This window comes from Nostoc sp. 106C (genome assembly GCF_002154725.1).
Classification (GTDB): Bacteria; Cyanobacteriota; Cyanobacteriia; order Cyanobacteriales; family Nostocaceae; genus Aulosira.
This window is the reverse complement of record NZ_MTAW01000098.1, coordinates 62,686-85,593: the sequence shown is the minus strand read 5'-3', so window position 1 is coordinate 85,593 and position 22,908 is coordinate 62,686. Positions and strand designations below refer to the sequence as shown.

The window sequence follows — 22,908 nt, the reverse complement described above, 5'->3', positions numbered from 1 at the left end:
GTAGTTTCTCGGCTAATGCTGTGAGAGCATCAGCGCGAGAAGACTCAGACTGAATTGCTCTAGCAGCGGAGAGTGCTTCGGGCAATACCTTTGGTAATTTCTTGGCTAATGCTCTGAGGGCAGAGGTGCGAGACGACCCATCCTCAATCGCTATAGCGGCGGCCAGTGCTTCAGGCAAAAACTCTGGTAGGTTCTCGGCTAATTTTCTCAAGGCAGACGCGATACCTCTCGTCCTGAATCGCCCGAGCGGCGGTGAGTGCTTCAGGCAAAACCTCTGGTAGTTTCTCGGCTAATGCTGTGAGAGCATCAGCGCGAGAAGACTCAGACTGAATCGCCCAAGTAGCGGAGAGTGCTTCGGGTAAGACCTCTGGTAGTTTCTCTGCTAATGCTCTGAGGGCAGATGCGCGAGAATACTCATCCTGAATCGCCCGAGCAGCGGAGAGTGCTTCGGGTAAGACCTCTGGTAATTTCTCTGCTAATGCTCTGAGGGCAGATGCGCGAGAATACTCATCCTGAATCGCTCGAGCAGCGGAGAGTGCTTCGGGTAAGACCTCTGGTAGTTTTTCTGCTAATACTCTGAGGGCAAAGGCAAGATTACTCTCGTGCTGAATCATCCGTGCGGCAGTAAGTGCTTCTGAAAGTGCTAGTTTTGCTAAATTTGGCGGCAAATAGTTGACTAGTTGTGCCAGGGCTTCTACTTTCTTACTTAAATCTGGGTTTTGCAAAGCGTAAGCTAATCCTTGTTCAGCAATCCACAGATGATTTTTGACTAACGCCATCAGCAGTTCTATTGGTACATTAGCTGCCAAACTATTCAGGGATGCTGTAATCAAAGCATAGCGACACTGTAAACCCACCACTTGCGGCAATGTTGACTCATCCCAATTCGCTTGGGCTAATTCCCAAGCACGAGAAATATCTGTAATGTAACCCCCAGTTTGCCCTAGTTTCTCCCGCACTTCATACCAGCCATTATTCCCAGTTGCCGACTCTTCCCGCAATAAAGAGTGAATCTCTTCAACCCACCCCGCCTTCTCCAAATGCCAAACTAAATGCTGATGAATGTAACCATCATCAGGCAAGGTATGCCATAAATTATTTTGGGTTTTCTGCCGATATTTCTCCAAAAAAGCAGCGTGAGCATCAGTCAAATTTAAACCTAACCCTGGCAAATCTCCTGTCCGCCTTGGCTGTGGCGCAGCCGTTAACAAATTACAGGCTAAGTCGTGGAATAAGTCATGTAACCGATAGGTAGGCGTACCATCAGCAAGCGGTACTCCTGTTAATAGCAATGCCTTATTTCGTAAATATTGCAATGTCTTGGCAGCATTACGCTCATCCATTGCCCACAGCGTCGCCGCCATCATCTTATTAATGTTGACATCCTCCGGCAAAACCCCTAACCAAGAGAAATGCTGCTGCTTTTCTTGAGGCATTCGCTTGACACTCAAGTTTAATGATGCCGTTAAACTCAGGCGTTTTAAACTCGCCTCATCGGTAATTTCGCCCGCTTCCGGTCGGTCAAAACTTTTTAATCTCGCTACCTCTTGCCGAATATCCGCCAATAGTTCATCCCAAGTCGTACCACAGGCAACTTCGGCGGCTGCAAGTTCCAACGCTAGGGGGAGATAACCAACGCCTTGAGCTAAATTTTCGGCTGACTGACGTTCTGCACCTGTAATTTCACGTCTTAATTTCTTCGTCAGCAACGCCATCGCCTGATCTGGTTTCATAATATCCAAGCTGTAGGTACTGGCTGCTAAAGCATCGGCAATTGCCGCTTCACGAGTTGTTACTAAAACCTGACACCGCGCACCACCAACATTAAATGCTTGGGCATCTTGCGTATTCCAAGCATCGTCAACCACTAGCAACACGGCTTTGTCATAAAGCAGCGTCCGCAGATGGTTGGTAGTTGCTTCCACACTGGTAGGTTTAAAGCTATAGTCTCCTAGTGCTTGCACCCAGCCACTAACAAGAGAAAGCACATCAGGCTGTTGACCTAATGTTGCCCACAAAATACCGTCATAAAACCGAGTTTGTACCTCTGCATCTACTGCTAACGCTGCTGCTAAAGTCGATTTACCTACCGAACCCAAACCGTGAATCGCAGTAATTACCAAGGTGCGATTACCTGTGACAAGGCGAGTCTTTAAATCATCGCTGTATTCTGGGCGTTCTACAAAGTGTGCAGGTAAAGGTGGTGCTTGAAATATCGCCAGTTTAGTTTGGGGTACAACAGCAACACCCTCATCTTGAGTGTAATTAGCTTCTAGTTCTTTAGATTTCTGAGGTTTGTTGCTTTGCCATACTTCATCAAATCGTTTCAGGCTCTTTTCTTTCTCTGTTGACCATAGCTTTAAAGTAAAGTGCCACTCATCAGAACCCTGGGTTTGCAGCCGATTATCTTCCAGAATTTTGACAAAATCCTTGAGTAAATTCAGCGCTTCGCGGATTTGCGCTTTAGTTAACTTACCTGGATATTCGTCTTTTTGCGTCAACAACTCCAAAGTTACCAGAGTTGTTTTCATAGTCAGCTTGGGGTTAGGACTATCTTCTTCTTTCCAGTCGTACTCAATATTCAAGTTATCTTCCGCAAATTCCCCAGCCGCAAAACCAAGCAACGCCGCCAACAGACGCTTAACTCGCTTTTGAATTACAGGGCCTTTACTAGGTTCTCGCGCCATTGCATTCCCAAAATCGATCGGGAAGTTTAGGGCTACCCCAAATAAAAACTCGCTACCCCAAGCTTCTTAAATCCTGATTTTAAAGCATTTTCTCCGAGATTGGGGTATTTGCTTACGGTCATACCCTCAACGAGATGCTTTAGCTACCAACTCTTTGAGGGACAAACACATGAAACCCCAACGCCAAGATATTCTCGGTAAAACTATTGCTTTGTTACTGGCAATGCAACTATTCCTAATTGGCTTACAAGCCAAAACCCGTATTGACCAAGGTAACTCAACGCTTGAGACTGTAACTTGGCTGATTCAACAATATATTCCGGTGTTGGTCAAAGTCAAAAGCTTAGAGGAGAAAAAGCCGAGAAAGGATGAAAGTAAGTCAAAGGTTAAAAGATAAATCCGGCTAAACCTTGTCCATTTTGAAACCTGGAGTAGTGCGGGCATCTTGCCCGCTACGAAGAGCAGGGAGCAAGATGCTCCCACTACTTTTAAAACTATGGTTCTCAAAATAGATGTGGTTTAAGTAGTTAAACATAATTAATTACACAATGTCATTGCGCTAAGCGAAGCCATGCCCGAAGGGCTTTATGTAGCGAAGCGAAATGTAGACGCGCAGCGGCTTCCCGCAGGGTAGCAATCCCAGCCCTTGCGATTGCTTCGCTACCCTACTCTTCGAGAACGGCTTTGCCGAACGGGAACGCTTTCAGCGAACGCTCGCAATGACTGTAATTGATTTTGCGTGGTTACTTAAATAGCATCTTTGGAGCGTTTATCAATTACACGGTAGGGGCACGGCGCTAGTAATTGGTGTCAACTTAAGCTCGAACGCTTATCCCACATACGTTTTACCCCACCCCTTAATCCCCTCCCCGCCTGCGGGGAGGGGAAGTTTTGGCTTTAGACAAAACTGGGGTGGGGTGACGAGGATCGTAATGGTAGGTGAGTGAATACAAAATCACGTTTTAACAAGGGTTTCACGTTAAGTTGACACGTATGAGCGCTAGTAACATTGTGTTGTTGTGAAAAATATTTCGGGTGCCGTGCTCCTACAAACATCCTTGGATGACATACACCAACACATTGTGAGCGATCGCCAGTTTCATTGGCTTTACTGAGATGCGATCGCTTGAATAGCTTTACTGAACTACTGCATTCTATCGATTGTGCGGTACTGAATAGCTTCGGCTACATGATTGGCTTGCAGTTTATCCTCTCCCGCCAAATCTGCAATTGTCCGTGCTACTTTGAGAATGCGATCGCTTGCCCTGGCAGATAAGCCTAATTTTTTAATTGCTGCTTCTAATAAATTACGACTAGCATCATCTAATCTGCACCATTTCTGGAGATGACGACTCTGCATTTGCGCATTGCAACGCAAGTTTGGTTCTTCTTGAAAGCGGGTAACGGCGCGATCGCGTGCTTGCTGCACTCGTTTGGCTACGCATATTGATGTTTCTCCTGTAGGTTGTTGAGTAATTTCTTCGGGTTTCAAACGATTCACTGCAACTTGTAAGTCAATTCGATCCATCAACGGCCCGGAAAGCTTTGCCCAGTAATTTTCGCGTTGCCTTGGGGAACAGGTACACTGTTGGATGGTGTCGCCATAGTAACCGCAAGGACAGGGATTAGTACTCGCCACTAAGGTAAACTGTGCCGGAAACATAATCGATTGTCTGGTGCGAGAAATTGTCACATAGCCATCTTCTAAAGGTTGACGAAGAAATTCCAACACATCGCGTTTAAACTCCGTCAATTCATCCAGAAACAAAATACCTCTATGAGATAATGAGATTTCCCCAGGGCGCGGAAAGCTACCACCACCAACCAAAGAAGGGCCAGAAGCCGAGTGGTGAGGACTGCGAAAAGGGCGATCACGTACTAAGGAACCGCGATTTTTTAATAACCCTGCAACCGAGTGAATGCGAGTTACTTCTAAAGCTTCTGCAAAGCTCAATGGTGGTAAAATACCCGGTAAGCGTCGTGCTAGCATGGTTTTTCCACTTCCCGGCGGCCCGACAAAAATTAAATTGTGTCCACCCGCAGCCGCAATTTCTAAAGCACGACGGGCATGAGCTTGTCCTTTAACGTCTTGTAAATCTACACTGCGAGAATGTACAGCAGCACCATGACTAGCCACGACAGTTTCATCCAGTTGCGCTGGTTTGTGGCGTAAGGGATTATTTAATAAATCAGCCACCTCAGATAGATTTTTGCAGCCGTAAACAGTTAATCCTTCCACCACTGCTGCTTCTTGAGCATTATCAAATGGGACGACTAAACCTGCAATTCCCATTTTTTGAGCAGTAGCAGCAATGGGTAAAATACCAGCCACAGCACGCAAACTACCATCTAGAGAAACTTCCCCGGTGAATAAATAATCACCTAACAAATCGGCGCTAACTTGCTCAGAAGCCGCTAGAATGCCTACACTGATAGGTAAATCGAAGCTGGGTCCTTCCTTACGTAAATCAGCAGGAGTTAAGTTAATCACAATCTTGCGCATAGGAAAGGAAAAACCAGCATTCTTCAATGTCGCTTTCACCCTTTCTTTGGATTCCTGAACTGCTGAATCTGGTAGTCCCAAGACAACAATTCCTGGCAATCCACCGGATACATCGACCTCCACACCTACTTTGATGGCATCGATCCCCACAATTGATGCACTCCAGACTCTAGCAAGCATTTCTTATATCAGAGTAAACCTTTAAAATCTCTAGCAGATGAGTAAGTAAATTGACATGAGTGAAACCACAGAGACGATTTTCAGCAAAATCATTAATCGGCAAATTCCCGCCGACATTATTTATGAGGATGATTTGGCTTTGGCTTTCAATGACATCCAACCCCAAGCGCCAGTTCACATTCTCGTCATTCCCAAAAAGCCCATTCCCAAGCTAGCTGATGCGGAATCTCAGGATCATGCGCTTTTAGGACATCTTTTGTTAACTGCCAAGCGCGTTGCCGAACAAGCTGGACTAGAAAACGGTTATCGGCTTGTGATCAATACTGGTGCTGATGGCGGTCAAACTGTGTATCACTTACATTTGCATATTTTGGGAGGACGGCAGATGAAATGGCCTCCTGGTTGATTATTGCTCTTCTCGATTGGTTTGAGTGCTTGAGTCGGGCAATTTTGGTGCAGTAGTCCCAATTAAGTAACTAGAATACCCCCAACTGGGGGTTTTTTTGCATGTGTGGATGCGATCGCGCTGCAATTACACAATAATTATTTACTTTATAAAACTAATTTTAGTATTTTTTAATAATAGCCGAAGAAACAGAATTTTATTAATAAGCAATAATTGATAGAACGACTATTATAGCTGAGTTTTTCTGCTGGTAATAACTTCTTTTGAATAACATCGTATTAGCTGCCCATGAGTAGATTTTGCCATCTATAATTCAAGATATACATGTTACTGCTTTAGTCGTTTGTATATTACTCATCTAATGAATGCGCAAATAGATACTATTTAATGCTTCGCTTAGATGTAGTTGTTATTTATGGAATATCGCAGTAATAACTATATCTGCGTTGGCTTATACCAGATAAAGCCAGAAAGTTCTTAGGAAGAATTAATTCATCTAAACCTTAGGTTGAGGTAAATAGCTATGACTGCACGCGGTCGCATCCTCACTAGTGATGCTTTAATAAGGCTTCAAAGCACAATTATTAAGAAATTCTCATCGAGGAAATTCCCAAGAATTTATCAAGGTACATCAGGCTCTGAGTATAACTTTGCTGAATTAATCAAGCAGACTGAGTTATCTAATGGTAATCATTTTCCAATATGCTCTGATACTTTGCGAAAAATTTTTCGTAGAGAAAAAGTGGATAAAAGTTCTCTGAAAGCTTTATTTGATTTTTTTGAAGAGCCTTTTGCAGAAATTGACATGCTTCCTCCTCAAGAATATGCATCATCTCAAGCTAATAATCATGACTCTCTATATCGTGAGCGTACTGATTTGCTGCAAAAACCATACTGCAATTTACCACGAGTACCTTATACAGAATTTATTGGTCGCTCTCATGAATTAAGGAATTTGTTGCAATATATATCTCTAGATTATCGGGCACCGATTATCACTATAGACGGTGTTGGTGGGCTTGGAAAAACAGCCTTAGCATTGGAGGCAGCCTATCTTTGCTGGGAAGCTAAACATGGTCAACGGAAAATGAATGCACCAATCTTCGATGCAATTATCTTTGTTTCTGCCAAAGAGAAGAATTTATCTGCTGATGGTTTTGTTGATTCTTCATTGAGGCATTCTACCTTAAACGAAATCTTTCGCACTATTGCTTCTACTTTGAATGATGAATCGATTAACAGAGCGACTTTAGAAAATCAGTTAATTCGTGTATACGAGAGTCTTAACAGACAAAAAACTTTATTAATTGTGGATGACTTACAAAACATGACTTTGGAGGAACAAAATAAAATCATGAGTTTTTTAGATAATGTTCCTTATAGTACTAAAGTTTTAATTACTACTCGTAGGAGAAGGCAATCTTATAGCCCTATTCGTTTAGGTTGTTTATCGGAAGAAGAAAGTTATCAATTAATTAGGCAAAAAGCTGAGGACAAAGGTATTACTATCAGCGATGATGACGCAACTCGTCTTTATGAATGTTTTTTAGGTTTCCCCATTGCCTTTATCTATGCAATTGGCAAGTTAGCTAGTGGTCATTCTATTGATAGTATAGTCTGCAAACCATGTCCCATCCGCAAAGAAATAGCTTATTTTTGTTTTGATAATTCAATTCAAGTAATTCGTGAAACTCCTGCTCATCGCTTACTAATGTCAGTGGCACTATTTCATAATGCACCTACAAGGAATGCTTTAGTAGCCGTAGCTGGTTTAAATTTAGAGCCTGAGTATGAAGTTGACAGCAGCCTGGTTGAGTTAAATCAACTTTCTCTTGTTTCTGTTCAAGAGGGAAGGTATGTAATGCTATCTGTTACTCGTGACTATACATTGGAAGAACTCTCCCGATATCCTGACTTTGAAACAGATGCAAGAGAGCGTTGGATTCTCTGGTATCGTAATTTTGCTCAAGAAAATGGAGGAATGGCTGACTGGGGAGATTGGTACATTACATACGATCGCCTCGAAAGCGAATGGGAAAATATTTGGTCTGTTTTACGTTGGTGTGCAAATCACGGACGATATGAAGATGTCAAACTTTTATGGAAAGATTTGAATCATTTTGCTGACTTATATGGATATTGGCAAGACAGACTAGCTTGCTTGAATTGGCTATTGGATAAATCTAGAGATTTTGGTGATGTCGAGACTTTGGTATATGCCCTTGCCAGAAAAATATGGACATTAACAATGATGGGAAATTATGATGGCGCAGAACAATTGATCGCGGAAGCCTGGGAATTACATGCCTGCACAGACACAATACTTCAAGACTATTTGGCGCACAATACTGCCGTGCTTTATATTCGTCAAAAGCGCTATCAAGATGCACACGAAGTGTTAGATAAAAAAGCAGCACTAGTAGCAGATATGAATGGTATTGAGGAGCGCGTGATAATTCGCTGCACAGTTAATACTATGCGAGATAGAGCGAAAATATTTTTAAAACAAGGAAGATTCGATGAAGCTAAGGCAATCTATGAAAAAATCTTAGATGCCACTGAGAGAATTGGTTGGAACCGACTGTATTGTTACACTCATAATATCTTAGCTAATATCGCGATAGAGCAATGTTGCTGGAAAAAAGCTCAAGAACATTTAGATGCAGGACTACCTATTGCTAAACGCAATAGAAATAAGCGCCGTCTTGCTTTTTACAAGTTTTCTTCTGCTAAGTTGGAGAGAGCTTTAGGAAATACTGACTTAGCTTGGAAGTTAGCTAATGAAGCAAAGGATGATTTTAATCGTCTGGGAATGATGCGGGAAGTTGAAGAAATTTCTACTTTGTTTGTGACTCCTGAGTGATTGAAAAATCACGAATTAATTTGGACTAATTTGAATAAACTAAGCCGAAGATTGCTCCCTCTGGTTTAGTTTGACAACTTGGTATAGCTTTCCCAAAGGAAATCAAATGAATACACAAAATAACACTAACATTGGATTGCAATGGTTTCAAGAACGTTGCCGTCAGGCTAATGCAAGCTTTAACGTTGCTGTTGGTTTTGCTGGTGCAACTGCATTATTGAGCATTGTGGTTGCCATATCTGTAAGTATGGGCAAAACTTCAGAAGCAACAGCAGCGGCAGCTTTGGGTTTAACGTCAGGTGCGGTCAGTGTATACTGTTTTAAACTCTCGGATGATGCCAATAAACGCTTAGATGCAGCGGTAAAAGAACTATTAAATGAGGAATAAACAGATCCTTCTCATTAATGAGACAATTCCCCAGACTTATCACCTGGGGGTTCCGTTTGTGGTTGAATTTAGGAGCGTTGTCAACACGTAGATACTCCCTGATTGTGCCATCGCTTTGGACGTTGGTTGCATGAGTGCATGAATGTTATACTCCCGCAGGAGGTTTTGATGTGGCGATCGCATTCAAGCATTCAAGTTGAGGAGGTAAAATCAGGTAAATCATGGGATTTATTCAAAATGAATAAACTGCCATCCCCGCCCCGCCCAATTCTTAAGGTTTCATCCAAATAAGTAATGTCGAGTGTGGGAATTCTATCCCTAGGATTATTCGCTGGCACAACCTTAAATGGGTTAAGTTGAGGGGTGTTAATGCCGACAATCTTCTCAATTGCTAGATAACGTGTGTCGAAATAGACGTTGATGCGTTTGTGTGCTGGTGGCGATATATCTTCCTTAGCAGGCTCAAAGCTGGCTGTTACCTTGACATATCCTGAGATTAGCCCAAGAGGATGTTTAACATTAGCGAGATTGAAAAACGATTTATTGGCAACATTAATCACTTGAAAGACTTTACCCACTTTCAACCCCAATGGTAGGGAAGCTAAAGAACGGATTTCTCTAGCTGTGGAGTATTGTAGTTGCCAAGCTCCATCCAGCAAAGCAGTAGCATTGAGTAGTGGATATAGATTGGGATTGACGCTTTCTAGTTCCGTCGTCAATTGTTCAATTTCTGCGGCTATGGTTTCTTCTAGCTGCAAATTCGTCACAGGGCCATCGCTATTGGTTTGAATCTTCTCAAGCGAGGCTTGTAATTTTTCCTTTAAGAAGAGTCGATTGTTCAAGGGTTATTGATTTTCCTTTGATAGCCTATAGATTTTATTAACCACCATTTCGTTGCTTTTTGGAGGTTAACTTTTTTATTGTCCCGCTAAAACGGCATCTCGGCTTTACGCTTGCTATTGCTGAGATTGGCTTTAAGAAAATACTACTGCTGGGTGCTGTGGTAAGCAATCAGAATTTTGACTTATAGCAATAATTGAGGGTTGAGATTTAAACGCAAAGGAACGCAGAGGTAAGCGCAGAGGAACGCAGGAATAAACTTTTTCTTCCCTGTCCTCCCTGCCCCCTTCTAATGCTAGAAATTGGAAAGTAGCATGAAATGGGTAGAACAACTATGATTGCACAGGGGCCACAAGCACAACAAATACATCCGCGAGATTGGTCATGGCCGTTTTGGCCTGCTGTACCACTCTACCCCTACGGTAAACGGCGGACAGTTTGCACTGAAGTAGTAAAGGATACTATCTGGACATTCGACCAGCCCCACGGCATTCTCTACACCATCGTGCCAATTCGGATGACTGTGGTCAAGCTGGAAGCAGGTGGCTTGTTTGTCTATGCACCCGTCGCGCCGACTCCTGAGTGTATCCGCTTGCTTAACGAGTTGGTGGCAAAGCATGGTGATGTTAAATACATTATTCTGCCTACTAGTTCGGGTTTAGAACATAAGGTTTTTGTTGGTCCCTTCGCCAGACGCTTTCCCCAAGCGCAGGTTTTCGTTGCCCCTCACCAGTGGAGTTTTCCTATAAATCTACCCTTGAGTTGGCTTGGCTTTCCCCAAAGCCGTACCCAGGAAATCCCAGAAGACAACAGCCAATTTCCTTTCAGCGATGAGTTTGACTATGCGGTGTTAGATATCAATTTGGGACGGGGATCATTTGGTGAAGTGGCAGTTTTCCACAAGCGATCGCGTACTTTATTGCTCACTGATACCATACTTTCTGTGCCAGAAGATCCACCTGCGATCGCTCAAATAGATCCCTACCCCTTACTATTTCATGCCAGAGAAAATGGCTTGGAGGTAATTGAAGATAATCAAGCAAACCGCCGCAAGGGATGGCAACGCATATCCTTGTTTGCCATTTACTTTCGTCCCCATGCCCTACAGGTGGCTGGATTGAGGCAGGTATTTGCCGATATTCTTAAAGCACCAGATCGCTCAAAAAGAGCTTATTTTGGGTTATTTCCCTTTCGATGGCAAGAAGATTGGCAGCAGTCATTTGCAAACCTCCGAGGCGATGGGCGTCCATTTGTCGCGCCGATTTTGCAAACTCTGATTCTTCCCCAAGGGCCAAAACAAGTACTTGACTGGGCTGACAAGGTTGCAAACTGGGATTTTGAGCAAATTATTAGCTGTCATTTTGACTCGCCAATCAAGACAAATCCGCGCGAATTCCGCCAAGCATTCGCTTTTTTGGAGAAGAATGCATCTGTAAGCCAACCCTTACCAGAGGAAGACGTGCGATTTATCAAAGAACTGGAGGCTGGCCTACTTAAGCGTGGTATTGCTACACCACCTAAAGAGAAAGTATGAAAGTAGGCTACCATCTTCCAAAAAAGCGATCGCACCTCATCCCGACCTCGAGCATTTTGCATTCCACGTAGCGAGTTTAGGGTTACACTCATATATTGCAACAGATAACGTTTACCCCCATGATTGGAGAACGATACCTTGGGAATAGAACTACGCAGTTTCGTATTTCTCGACAACCTGCAACCTCAACATGCAGCATATATGGGAACAGTAGCTCAAGGTTTCTTACCATTACCAGGGGATACATCTTTGTGGATTGAAATTTCACCTGGGATTGAAATCAATAAAATTACAGATATCGCTCTGAAAGCGGCCTCTGTGCGTCCGGGAGTACAAGTAGTTGAGAGACTTTATGGTTTATTAGAAGTTCATTCTAGCTCCCAAGGAGAAACGCGATCGGCTGGTCAAGCTATTTTGGCGGCGTTAGGCGTTAGAAGAGAGGAATGTATCAAACCGCGTGTTGTTTCTAGCCAGATTATCCGCAACATTGATGCTTACCAAACACAGCTTATCAATCGCACGCGACGGGGACAGCTATTATTAGCAGGGCAAACTCTTTATGTCTTAGAAGTTGAGCCTGCTGCTTACGCTGCACTAGCTGCAAATGAAGCGGAAAAAGCAGCCTCAATAAATATTCTTGAGGTGCAAGCTGTAGGTAGCTTCGGACGGCTGTATTTAGGTGGACAAGAACGAGATATTCTTGCAGGTGCAGCCGGAGCATTAACAGCAATTGAAAGTGTTACAGGTCGTACAAATCCCCAGAGTGGTCGTCAGGAGTAAAGGAGAGACAATGGCCAATCGAGAGCATCTGGCTTTACTCAAAGCTGGTGCAGTCCAATGGATTGAGTGGAGAAATCAAAATCCCCAGATTGAACCAGATATTAGTAGCGCAAACCTCTCTGGAGATAACCTCAGAGGTGCGAACTTCCAAGGGGTAAATTTCACTAGGGTAGATTTAAGTCATGCTTTACTCGTGCGAGCAAATCTCAGTGGTGCTGACCTGAGTAGCGCTAACCTTCATAGTGCCAAGCTGATAGAAGCTAACTTAAGTACAGCTAACTTTAGTGTTGCTAACTTGAGCGGTGCTATTTTAACACAGGCAGATCTCACTCATGCTAACCTGATTGGCTGTGACTTGAGTGGGGCGAATCTTAGAGGTGCGACGATCGCAAATGCTAATCTAATTGGGGCTGACTTGCGTGGTGCTGACTTAAGAGATGCCGATTTAGGTACAGCAAAGCTAATTCGAGCAAACCTTTGTTTTGCCAACCTGATTGAAGCTAACTTGATTGCAACCGATCTCAGCGAAGCCAACTTGCACGAAGCGGAAGTTATTGGAGCTTACCTTTACAAAGCTGACCTTTATAAAGCTAATCTCAGCAAGGCTCATCTAAGTAGTGCATATATGTTTCGAGCTAACCTTAGTGAAGCTGATTTGCGAGGTGCAAACTTGGCATGGTCTAACCTTCAAGGTGCAAACCTAGCAGGGGCAAATCTTAGAGGTGCTAACCTTAGAGGAACTAATCTTAAGGGAGCTAATCTCAAAGGTGCAATTCTTCAAGATGCTATTATGCCTGATTCTTCAAAGTGTGATTTTAAAGGTTGAACAGTTATTTACTCTAAAAAAATAATTTGAGTCAATCTCTGAGAAATTCAGATTCTCTTGATAGAAAAAATAATCAAGGACAGCCTTTAATAAAATTACTATAACTTTAATCGGGCTACTATATGTCAACTTACAAAACTATTCTTTGGTTCAATTGCTTAGGTTTATTACTAATTATTATTCTCATCTTTTCTACTAAACTATTTGAGGTATCAACAGGAGGATTATTTTTACCACCTCCGGCTCCACAGTATCCTAGCGCAGGGTTATTAACGCACACTTTTCAACTATTATGTTGTATACCTCCGTTAGTTTGTACTTTTAGTTTTGGCTTGCTCCGGAAAATTAAACCTTCGGGTAAAAACAATAAATTTATTCTTTTTTCTGCGCTTTTAACAGCAGGTTATTTAATTAACGAAATTTATCGTATTCACATTATTGCTCTTCAATTTCATATTCCTAAACTAGTAACTATCTTAATTTATTCTAGTATTGCCTTATCCTACGGATTAGCTTTTAGACGACAAATAAAATCAACTTCTTACATCATACTTTTAGCTAGTGTAGGCTTATTATTTATTGCTGTGACAGTGGACTCACTGCACCTAAGTGGTGATGGAACTCCTAACCTACTAGAGGGAGTACCTAAGTTGTTGAGCGGTCTGAATATGGCACTTTATTTTTGGTTGGTCTGTTATGAAGAAGTACTACATTCGTTCCAAGGTAATTATCCCTCAAAATGAAGCATCAGTCTATTTTAAAATATATTGTATACAGAATTGTAGCGGCACATTATATCTTCTTAAGTAACTAAATCTGCAACTGCTTCGTCTGAGTACATTTAGGTAGGAAAGCAGCAGCATTTTTAAGAAGCTGTACACACTTATGACTAATTAAATGTCAACACGCAAGCCGATGGTATGGGCAAATAATTAAGAACGGAAAGTAGAATATATATAGTTAGAATTTCGCCAAAGCAAAGAAATGAAGCTACCAAACCTCGATTCTGCAACCATCGATCGCATCATTGAAATGGCATGGGAAGATAGAACACCGTTTGATGCCATTGAAGCTCAGTTTGGGCTGCTGGAAAAACAGGTAATTGCGTTAATGAGGCGTGAAATGAAAGAATCCAGTTTCCGTATGTGGCGAGAGCGAGTTACCAAACGCAAAACTAAGCATATAAATAAGCGAGAGTTTATTGCAGGTAGGTTTAAGTCGCAAAATCAAAAAGCATAAATATAAATGAGTGACGAGTGTAATTAATTCAAGGTTACTTTACACTAGGAATTCATAACCGCTTAGTAAGTATCAGTACTTAAGCTACTAGAATTTTCTTGACCGACAGCGCCAGCAACTACAAGATTAAGGACGAATGAGCTTTATCTGGAAAAATTTGGATAAAATGTCCCATGAAGAATTACAGACTATCTTCCAACAAGCTTAAGATTGGTATCCTCATTAATGCCTAGTCCCTATCTCCAGGTCTTGTAGTCAAAACAGCTAGAGTATGCAAATTTGACACTTCTAAATCAGGTTGAGCAACTACTGGTAGGTTTGCACCAATTCCTTCTTTACCTGCTCTTCGGTTGACCCAAACTGTGGATATTCCTAAAGATTGGGCTGGAACAATATCATGATAAATACTACCAGCAACGTGCAATATCTGCTCTAGAGGTAGGTCAATTCTCTCAATTGCAACTCTAAAATTGTTGAGAGAAGGTTTATAACTTTTTACTTGCTCTGCTGTAATAATCCAGTCAAATTCAACTTCTAAATGTTGTGCAGAAAAAGCAAAGAGATTGTCATCTACATTAGAAATAATTGCCAGCTTAAACTTTTTTTTGAGAGATTTCAACGCCGCAACTGTATCTGAAAAAGGTGACCAATACTTAATAGAATCAGCAAGAGAATATAATTCTTGAGAAGCAAGGGTAAAGCCAAAATATTCACTAAACCTTTGGGCTACTTTTCTGAGAACTTCTTTATATGTTATGTATTCTCCTTTCTGAATTTCTGCCTCAAATTCTGCATAAAGTTGCAGAATATGTTCATCATTTAAGTTATGACCGTAGGTAGACAGAAGTGGCTTTAGGGCTGCTAAAATCCCGCTTTCCCAATCAATTAGGGTGCCGTAACAATCGAATGTTAAAACTTTGTAGCGATTGAGGTTAATCAATTTCTCTACTCCGCGCTCAGTTTTCAGTTGTCGGGGACATACGTACCAGAAGCTTCTTGCCTAGAAGTACTTTAGTATTTTTTACCATGATTGCCCGTATGGTTTTCTTTGATGTCCCGACGTACCCCAATAGCTTGAACTTTTACCTGAATATAAGCTCGAAATTATCGATAATTTGCAGAAAAAGCGTCAAATAGTAGCAATGGTGCCAGATAAGTAGGTCGGCGTGAATATTTATCGTTGGGATGAGGCAGGAGGCAGAAGGCAGGAGGCAGGAGGGAAGAGGGTTTAAGCCTATTTGATTTTTCTTAACATAGTTTTGTTTTTCCACACCGTTCTACTTAGCATTAACGACGCACCTGCTTTAACTCAGGCTGTGAGCATTGCAATGGATGTATCTGGCAGTAATGTCGCTTTAGAAACAGCAGATGTCGGGGTGATGGCAGATAGATTAGAGAAAATTGTTGTGACGATGTATTTGAATAAGCGATCGCAATGTATAGTCAAACAGAATCTAACTGTAGCCTGGAATTTTATTCTCTTGCTGCTCATAAGCGACTTTCTCAGCAATATTAATTTAGCTATCGGTGTCATTGGGCATGAAGGTTCTACGGTCTTAGTGACTTTTAGTGGTTTAAGACTGCTTAATTAAGCCAATATCGATATATACACTACTTTTTCTTCAACTTACTGGCATCATATTAGACTAGTAAAAATTATCTAGGAAAAAGTAAAATTACACACTAGCAAAAGCACGAATAGCATAAGTTAAGACTACTTCTACCAATGGTCAGTTTCTGGCATCAGTCAATTTATCGAACTGTCACAATGCGGCTTACCCAACAGTTAAAGATGAACCTATAATACACACCTTAGATGGCTTGTTCAGGAATTGCTAATAGTAACACTTAAAAATAGGCTTTTAAATATATTGTATTAACTTCATTTTTTATAAAAAAAACAAATATCTCGTTTTTTTGATTAGCCAATGGCAATCCGGAATAGCTGTAATAGCAAGTGTTTCCACATATATGGCTGAGGTCACAAAAAATTTACAACCTCACCATGTCGCAGTTATCTCAAAAATTTAATAATTATTTCAATTTATTCTAGCCAAGCTACTTCTAGAGTAATTATTCATCAACATGGCAATGAGGATATTTAGAGCTAAATTTACACATAAGTTTTGTTATGTTACGCAATTCAACCATATATATATATTCGTAAAATTTCTAATATTAATGCCAGAGAATATGAGTTATTAATAAAATCTATCTATAGAGTGATGAAATTAGGAACGTTTATATTAGCAGTAACGTCTATGCCCACTGTTGAGACTGCATCAAAGTCGAGACAACATAGAAAAAGAGCGCATTGCTCACCGAATTTCTAAAAATTGGATTTTATCCTACCTCAAGCTAGCTCCTAAATACAGGTATGTTTACTCATGGCCAACTTATCCGTTCACGATTTTCAAAACAATCAGGCGCTGATTGAAGCTACAGACTGGAACGTTATTGAAACAGAATTTGACCCAGCACAGCTGCATCATAAAGAGACAGTCTTTACCCTTAGCAACGGTTACTTAGGAACGCGGGGTACTTTTGAGGAAGGCTATCCTCAGGATTCTACAGCAACACTCATCCACGGTGTGTATGACAAGGTTGTAATTGCCCATACTGAACTTGTTAACTGCCCAAGCTGGCTGCCATTGGTAGTCAAAGTGGCAGGCGATCGCTTTAGTATGGACAGTGGTGAGATTCTCAACTACGAACGACGGCTAGACTTGCGTTTAGGTATAGTTAGCCGTGATGTCCGCTGGCGTTCTCCCAAAGGACATACTCTAGACTTTCACTTTGAACGGTTTGCGAGTCTGGCAGATCAGCATGTTTTAGCAATTCGTGCTCAGGTTACATCCTTAGATTTTGAAGGTGAAATCTCTTTTACAGTTGATTTAGACCCAGAACCCCATACACAAGGCGTACCACATTGGAAAATCCTCAATCAAGGTGGTGTAGAGCAGATAATCTGGCTGTATAACCAAACTCGCCACTCAGAAATTAAGTTAGGGATGGCAACTAAGTTGGTTGTAGAAGGTGAAAATCCTCCACCTGTCAGCCTAGAAAATGCTGAAACTTCTCCCAGCTTAACAACCACCTTCCAGGTAATACCAGGAAAAAGCGTGACTGTAGAAAAGATTGTTACCGTGTTTACATCACGGGAAACAGAAATTCCGATCGCAGCAGCGCTACAGAGATTAGCAGATGAACCCCGTTACTCAACGCTGCTAGCAGCTCACATTGCAGCCTGGGAAAAAGTATGGCAAGACAGTGACATTATTATTGAAGGCGATCGCCAGGCGCAGTTAAGTGTCCGTTACAATTTATTTCAATTATTAGCTGTAGCACCGCGTCACGATGACCGTGTGAGCATTCCGCCCAAAACCCTATCTGGTTTTGCTTATCGCGGACATATATTTTGGGATACAGAAATTTTTATTCTTCCGTTCCTGACCTTAACTCAACCTGACCTAGCGCGTAACTTGCTCACCTATCGCTACCACACCTTACCAGGAGCGCGACGTAAAGCCCAAGAAGCGGGATATCAAGGAGCCATGTTTGCTTGGGAAAGTGCCGATACTGGTGATGAAGTTACTCCTCGCTGGGTACCTCATGCTAGCGGTAACGGTGAATTAGTCAGAATTTGGTGCGGTGATATTGAAGTACATATCAATACAGATGTCGCCTATGCAGTTTGGCACTATTGGCAGACTACAGATAATGACGATTGGATGCGGGATTATGGCGCGGAAATTATTTTAGATACAGCAGTTTTCTGGGAAAGTCGGGTTAGTAGGAATCAAGAGCGTAACGGTTACGACATCTTGGATGTGATTGGCCCTGATGAAAACCACGATCGCGTTAATAATAACGCCTTCACCAATTTAATGGTGCAGTGGCATTTGCAATCAGCTTTAGCACTTTGGGACTGGCTGAAGCAAGTTTATCCGGAAAAATCTGTACAATTGGCGCAACAACTCAACTTGACTACAGAACGCTTACATCAATGGGCGGATATTCAAGAGCGTCTATATGTTAATGAAGATAAATTGACTGGCTTAATTGAGCAGTTTGAAGGCTTTTACCAACTTGAAGAAGTCAATCTTGCTGACTACGAGCCACGCAGCCAATCCTTACAAGGTTTATTGGGAATTGAAGCGACAAATGAAAAGCAGATTCTCAAACAGCCAGATGTTTTGATGCTCCTCTATTTGCTAAGAGAGCGCTATGACTATAAAACCTTAGCTATCAACTGGGATTATTATACCAAGCGCACCGACCATACCTATGGTTCATCTCTCGGTCCAGCAATTCATGCTATCTTAGCTTGCGACCTCAATCAACCAACTCACGCCTACACACATTTTCTCCGGTCAGCTTTGGTAGATTTAGAAGACGTCAGGCGGAATGCAGCCGAAGGAATTCATGCAGCAAGTGCTGGAGGCGTATGGCAAGCTGTAGTATTCGGTTTTGGCGGCATTAGAATGACTCAATTTGGCCCGGTTGCTTGTCCTAATTTGCCTCCAAGTTGGAAACGCTTGAAATTCCGGCTGCAATGGCACAACGAATGGTATGACTTCGACTTGGGGCAAGAAACAGAGATAGAAATTGCTGACAAACAAGCAGATGTGAATCTGCAAACTTCACACCCACAAATTAAGGCTGTCATCTTTGACTTAGATGGTGTGTTGACTGATAGTTCTGAGTTGCACTATTTGGGTTGGAAGCGAGTAGCCGATGAAGAAGGCATTCCTTTTGACCGAGAAGCCAACGACGCCATCAGAGGATTGCCGCGGCGAGAAACCCTGCTACAAATTTTAGGCGATCGCTCCGCCACTGAAGAGCAAATTCAGGAAATGATGGAGCGCAAGAACGGTTACTTTTTGGAATTAATTCAGAAAATTACCACAGACAATTTGCTTCCTGGAGTCAAAAACTTGTTGCAAGAACTACGCACTGCTGGAATTAAAGTCGCTTTGGGTTCTTCCAGTAAAAATGCTCAGACAGTAATTCAACGCTTGGGTATTGGAAATCAGTTCGATGCCATAGCCGATGGCTACAGTGTCTTACAACCAAAACCTGCTCCTGACCTCTTTTTGTTTGCTGCCCAACAACTTGGTGTTTCACCATCTCAGTGTGTTGTTGTGGAAGATGCCAAAGCTGGAGTAGAAGCAGCTAGAGCCGCTGGGATGTGGTCTGTTGGGCTAGGACCAGTAGAGCGATTGGGTAGAGCTAATGTAGTATTATCCAGTCTAGAAAGAGTAAGTTGGCAAGACTTACAACGGTATATAGCCAACAGCGAAAAGCAAGCTGTATTAGTAGAAGCAGGGGTTTGACGATCTCTGTTGTAATGCAGGCAGAATCTCTCAACAAGAGCAATCCATCAATCCCATAATTTATTTTTCAGTTCATCCCACTCTGTGTAAGGGTGGGATTTCGTTTCAATCCACCTTGTCGCGTCAAGAACAGTTATCTGGATTTACATTAACAGCAGGCCAGGAAAGGAGATTAATAACGATCAATACCCAATGTGTGAACAAATGTAACAATATTAGCGTCAAAACGTTTTGCTGGCTTGACAAGCCAGAAGGGAACCGATAACGTAATATACATACCCGGGTAAGGCCGTCAAAGAGTTATATGCAAACTAAGCAAAAGGTTACTTTGTATTTGTCACCAGAACTGCACAGAAGGCTGAAGATTCGTTCAGCGGTTGATTCTGAGCCAATGTCAGATCTTGCGGAACGTGCCCTATTTTTTTACTTATCTAATTCAGAATTAGTTGAGGAATTTGAAGCTTCTTCTTATGGAAGAAGCCATAGAGTATATTCTTGTCCCAACTGTGAAAGTTCGTTGGTGTTACGTGATGGAGAACTAATTACCTTAAATAATCAACCAGGGGTAATTGGTCAAGAAGATATTTCCATTGATGAAATAGATAAAGAAAAAACCCATCCAATGGGTGAGGAAGAGTTAGTCCCTTGCTAGATATGAATTATGAATAATTAAATTCATAATTCGGTTGTCGTTACCAACAAAACGATGTCTGTACTGTACTAAGGTCTCAAGTAGGTCGATATGAAAGAAGAGCTCAATATTTTAATTCAAGCTCAATACCCTCTAATCTACCTTGTGACCTCCGAGGAAGAGCGGGCTGAGCAGGCAATCTCCACAATCGCCCAGTTATTAAAGCCCCAACGCCGAGTATTTGTTTGGACAGTAACTCACGGCATCGTGGAGTATGGTCAACCCCGGAATGTCACCCAACACAATACTGTTTCTCCAGAGGCAGCAATTGAGTGGATTATCCGACATAAAGAACCCGGTATATTTATACTTAAAGATTTACATCCATTTATAGATGCGCCTGCGACAGCAAGATCGCTACGTGATGCGATCGCTAGTTTTAAAGGTTCACCTAAAAATATTATTTTAATGTCGCCGGTTCAGCAAGTGCCTATTGAATTGGAAAAGGAAGTTGTAGTTCTCGACTTTCAATTACCAGACATGGCTGAGTTAAATAAAGTTTTAACTCACCATTTAGATCAAAATCGTGGGCGACGGCTGACAACAGAGGCGAGAGAAAAGCTTCTAAGAGCAGCTCTGGGTTTAACTAAAGATGAGGCTGAAAAAGTCTATCGGAAGGCACAGGTAACTACAGGGCGGTTGACGGAAGATGAAGTAGATATAGTTTTATCTGAGAAAAAGCAGCTAATTCGGCGCAATGGTATATTAGAGTACATTGAAGAAGATGAAACCATTGATGCTGTAGGTGGCTTAGAAGAACTGAAAAAATGGCTCAAGCAACGCTCTAATGCTTTTACTGAGAAAGCTAGAGAGTATGGTCTACCTCAACCAAAAGGAATGCTAATTCTAGGAGTTCCAGGTTGTGGTAAGTCGCTAATTGCTAAAACTACTTCCCGACTCTGGGGGTTACCAATTTTACGCTTGGATATGGGTAGAGTTTACGACGGCTCAATGGTGGGTCGAAGTGAAGCCAATCTGCGTAATGCCCTGAAAACAGCAGAATCAATTTCTCCAACGATTCTGTTTATTGACGAGTTGGATAAATCTTTCGCTGGTAGTGCTGGCTCTGGTGATTCAGATGGCGGTACTTCCAGTCGGATATTCGGTTCTTTCCTGACCTGGATGCAAGAAAAGAAATCTCCCGTGTTCGTGATGGCAACCGCTAACAGAGTGGAACGCTTGCCCGGGGAGTTCCTGAGGAAAGGTCGCTTTGATGAAATTTTCTTTGTGGATCTGCCCACACCCGAAGAACGTCAGGATATTTATAACATCCACCTGACGAAGCGTCGTGAAGACATCTCGCGGTTCGATCTAGGACAATTAGCTAAGATGTCGGATGGTTTTTCTGGGGCAGAAATTGAACAAGCGATTGTTGCGGCAATGTACGAAGCTTTTGCCCAAGAGCGTGAGTTCACCCAATTAGATATTATTGCTGCACTGAAGGCAACCCTGCCGCTGTCTCGAACTATGCAAGAACAGGTCACAGCTTTAAGAGACTGGGCCAGACAGCGTGCACGACCCGCAGCATCCTCCGTTGCTGAGTATCAGCGAATGGAGTTTTAAAAGCTTTCTCCTGCTAACCCAGGGGGAAAGGCTAGCAGTCAATGCTAGCAGTTATAGAAAAAAGCCGCTTTTAATTTAAGCGCGGCTTCCCCAAAAACAAACCGTTGTCGTTTTTCTCAATCTTCTCTTTGGAGGAAACCCAAATGTCTCACTTTAGCACCCTGCGCACCAAGATCACCGATGCAGAAATCCTCAAAGCATCCTTGCGCGACCTAGGTATCAGCGTAAAGACTGAAGCTGATGTCCGTGGTTATAACGGTCAGCGTGTACGTTCTGACATCGTTGCCGTGTTAGAAGGCGAATATGACCTCGGTTGGTCTCGCAACAGTGATGGTTCTTTTGACCTCATCGCTGACCTGTGGGGCGTTGCTAAAAAGCACAATCAAACTGAGTTGATCAACTCCATCAACCAAAAATATGCAGTTAACAAGACCTTGGCTGAAGTAAAACAGCGCGGTCTGCAAAATGCCAATGTTAAGTTGGTATTGCAATAGTAATTTCTCTGCGCGTTCCCAAAGCTGCACGGGTTAACCATGTAAATAGCGGTTAGCCCGCTTTTTTGGCACTAGGTTAATTATTAGGCCTTTGTCAACCGTCAACTTTCAACGTTAAAATCCCCTGTACTGGAGTTAGTCAGGGGATTTTTGTGTTATTTGTACTTGAAACTCTACTGTAGAGATCTAGTAAATTAGCATTTGAAGAATAGAGATTTTGTAATTGCTCACTTGAGGCGATGTCAAGTATTCCTGGGTTCTTTCCGTTGTGGGTTATGAGGCCACAATTAGAGCTATGTCTGGATTCATTATCACCTCGCTTGGGCTAGCGATCGCAGCCAAGGTTAGATCACAAGATGTCATATTGTGGGTACTGCTTGGCTCTATTGTTGGCGCAAGCATTGGGTTTATAAGTGTGATTGTATTTGGCGATTATCCCAAGGGAACTCAAGCCGATTTAACTTTTCCATTGTTAGCTCCGATAGGTTTGGCGATTGGTACAATCTTAGGAATTGTTGTCGCTGTAGGAATCTGGAAATCTCGTCATCGTTGATTAACTAAGCGCTTAGGTTCATTTG

At 42.3% G+C, this 22,908-nt stretch carries 18 protein-coding genes and 1 pseudogene; 15 read left to right on the top strand and 4 right to left on the bottom strand.

The annotated features are described in order from the left end of the window. Positions 1–170: 170 nt before the first annotated feature. The gene (locus BV375_RS12860; RefSeq protein ID WP_243713931.1) at positions 171–2,687 is read right to left on the bottom strand and encodes an NB-ARC domain-containing protein; all 2,517 of its coding nucleotides are present in this window, start codon (positions 2,685–2,687) and stop codon (positions 171–173) included. A gap of 169 nt (positions 2,688–2,856) precedes the next feature. Between BV375_RS12860 and BV375_RS12855 the strand changes: the two genes are divergently transcribed. Next, positions 2,857–3,084: a hypothetical protein gene (locus BV375_RS12855; protein WP_086761001.1), complete on the top strand. Its 228-nt coding sequence runs from the start codon at positions 2,857–2,859 to the stop codon at positions 3,082–3,084. Between the two features lie 747 nt (positions 3,085–3,831). Here the strand turns inward: BV375_RS12855 and BV375_RS12850 are convergent. Continuing rightward, entirely contained in the window at positions 3,832–5,370 is a 1,539-nt protein-coding gene (locus tag BV375_RS12850) for a YifB family Mg chelatase-like AAA ATPase (RefSeq protein ID WP_086760999.1), read from the bottom strand. A 55-nt stretch (positions 5,371–5,425) separates the two neighbouring features. Between BV375_RS12850 and BV375_RS12845 the strand changes: the two genes are divergently transcribed. From BV375_RS12845 to BV375_RS12835, 3 genes are all read left to right on the top strand, one after another. Beyond that, complete coding sequence (locus tag BV375_RS12845; RefSeq protein ID WP_086686783.1) at positions 5,426–5,776, top strand: histidine triad nucleotide-binding protein; 351 nt, start codon at positions 5,426–5,428, stop codon at positions 5,774–5,776. A 523-nt stretch (positions 5,777–6,299) separates the two neighbouring features. Next, the gene (locus BV375_RS12840) at positions 6,300–8,639 is read left to right on the top strand and encodes a tetratricopeptide repeat protein (RefSeq protein ID WP_086760997.1); all 2,340 of its coding nucleotides are present in this window, start codon (positions 6,300–6,302) and stop codon (positions 8,637–8,639) included. A gap of 106 nt (positions 8,640–8,745) precedes the next feature. After that, positions 8,746–9,027, top strand: coding sequence for a hypothetical protein (locus BV375_RS12835; RefSeq protein WP_086760995.1), 282 nt, complete (start codon positions 8,746–8,748; stop codon positions 9,025–9,027). Positions 9,028–9,218: 191 nt separating this feature from the next. Here the strand turns inward: BV375_RS12835 and BV375_RS12830 are convergent, their stop codons facing one another. Further along, complete coding sequence (locus BV375_RS12830) at positions 9,219–9,869, bottom strand: PAP/fibrillin family protein (RefSeq protein WP_086760994.1); 651 nt, start codon at positions 9,867–9,869, stop codon at positions 9,219–9,221. Between the two features lie 317 nt (positions 9,870–10,186). Between BV375_RS12830 and BV375_RS12825 the strand changes: the two genes are divergently transcribed. From BV375_RS12825 to BV375_RS12805, 5 genes are all read left to right on the top strand, one after another. After that, complete coding sequence (locus BV375_RS12825; RefSeq protein ID WP_243713930.1) at positions 10,187–11,401, top strand: DUF4336 domain-containing protein; 1,215 nt, start codon at positions 10,187–10,189, stop codon at positions 11,399–11,401. A gap of 138 nt (positions 11,402–11,539) precedes the next feature. Next, entirely contained in the window at positions 11,540–12,181 is a 642-nt protein-coding gene (locus tag BV375_RS12820; RefSeq protein ID WP_086686786.1) for a hypothetical protein, read from the top strand. Positions 12,182–12,191: 10 nt separating this feature from the next. Then, on the top strand, positions 12,192–13,007 hold the full coding sequence (locus tag BV375_RS12815; protein WP_086760992.1) for a pentapeptide repeat-containing protein: 816 nt from the start codon (positions 12,192–12,194) through the stop codon (positions 13,005–13,007). Between the two features lie 122 nt (positions 13,008–13,129). Further along, positions 13,130–13,750, top strand: coding sequence for a hypothetical protein (locus BV375_RS12810; protein ID WP_086760990.1), 621 nt, complete (start codon positions 13,130–13,132; stop codon positions 13,748–13,750). Between the two features lie 241 nt (positions 13,751–13,991). Then, complete coding sequence (locus BV375_RS12805) at positions 13,992–14,246, top strand: TIGR03643 family protein (protein WP_086760988.1); 255 nt, start codon at positions 13,992–13,994, stop codon at positions 14,244–14,246. Between the two features lie 229 nt (positions 14,247–14,475). On the opposite strand, the gene BV375_RS12800 is transcribed toward BV375_RS12805, so the two are convergent. Further along, complete coding sequence (locus BV375_RS12800) at positions 14,476–15,186, bottom strand: haloacid dehalogenase type II (RefSeq protein WP_086760986.1); 711 nt, start codon at positions 15,184–15,186, stop codon at positions 14,476–14,478. 346 nt (positions 15,187–15,532) lie between these two features. On the opposite strand from BV375_RS12800, the pseudogene BV375_RS12795 reads away from it, so the two are divergent. The 6 genes and pseudogenes from BV375_RS12795 to BV375_RS12770 form a co-directional block, all read left to right on the top strand. Continuing rightward, positions 15,533–15,838: pseudogene (locus BV375_RS12795) on the top strand (heavy metal translocating P-type ATPase); the annotation flags it as partial. Between the two features lie 795 nt (positions 15,839–16,633). Continuing rightward, on the top strand, positions 16,634–19,582 hold the full coding sequence (gene pgmB, locus BV375_RS12790) for a beta-phosphoglucomutase (RefSeq protein WP_086760984.1): 2,949 nt from the start codon (positions 16,634–16,636) through the stop codon (positions 19,580–19,582). A gap of 304 nt (positions 19,583–19,886) precedes the next feature. Continuing rightward, entirely contained in the window at positions 19,887–20,234 is a 348-nt protein-coding gene (locus BV375_RS12785) for a hypothetical protein (RefSeq protein ID WP_086760982.1), read from the top strand. Positions 20,235–20,324: 90 nt separating this feature from the next. Then, the gene (locus BV375_RS12780) at positions 20,325–21,836 is read left to right on the top strand and encodes an AAA family ATPase (protein ID WP_086686794.1); all 1,512 of its coding nucleotides are present in this window, start codon (positions 20,325–20,327) and stop codon (positions 21,834–21,836) included. Between the two features lie 143 nt (positions 21,837–21,979). After that, positions 21,980–22,330: a DUF1257 domain-containing protein gene (locus tag BV375_RS12775; protein ID WP_015136553.1), complete on the top strand. Its 351-nt coding sequence runs from the start codon at positions 21,980–21,982 to the stop codon at positions 22,328–22,330. A gap of 295 nt (positions 22,331–22,625) precedes the next feature. Continuing rightward, positions 22,626–22,883, top strand: coding sequence for a hypothetical protein (locus BV375_RS12770; RefSeq protein ID WP_086760980.1), 258 nt, complete (start codon positions 22,626–22,628; stop codon positions 22,881–22,883). Positions 22,884–22,908 lie beyond the last annotated feature (25 nt).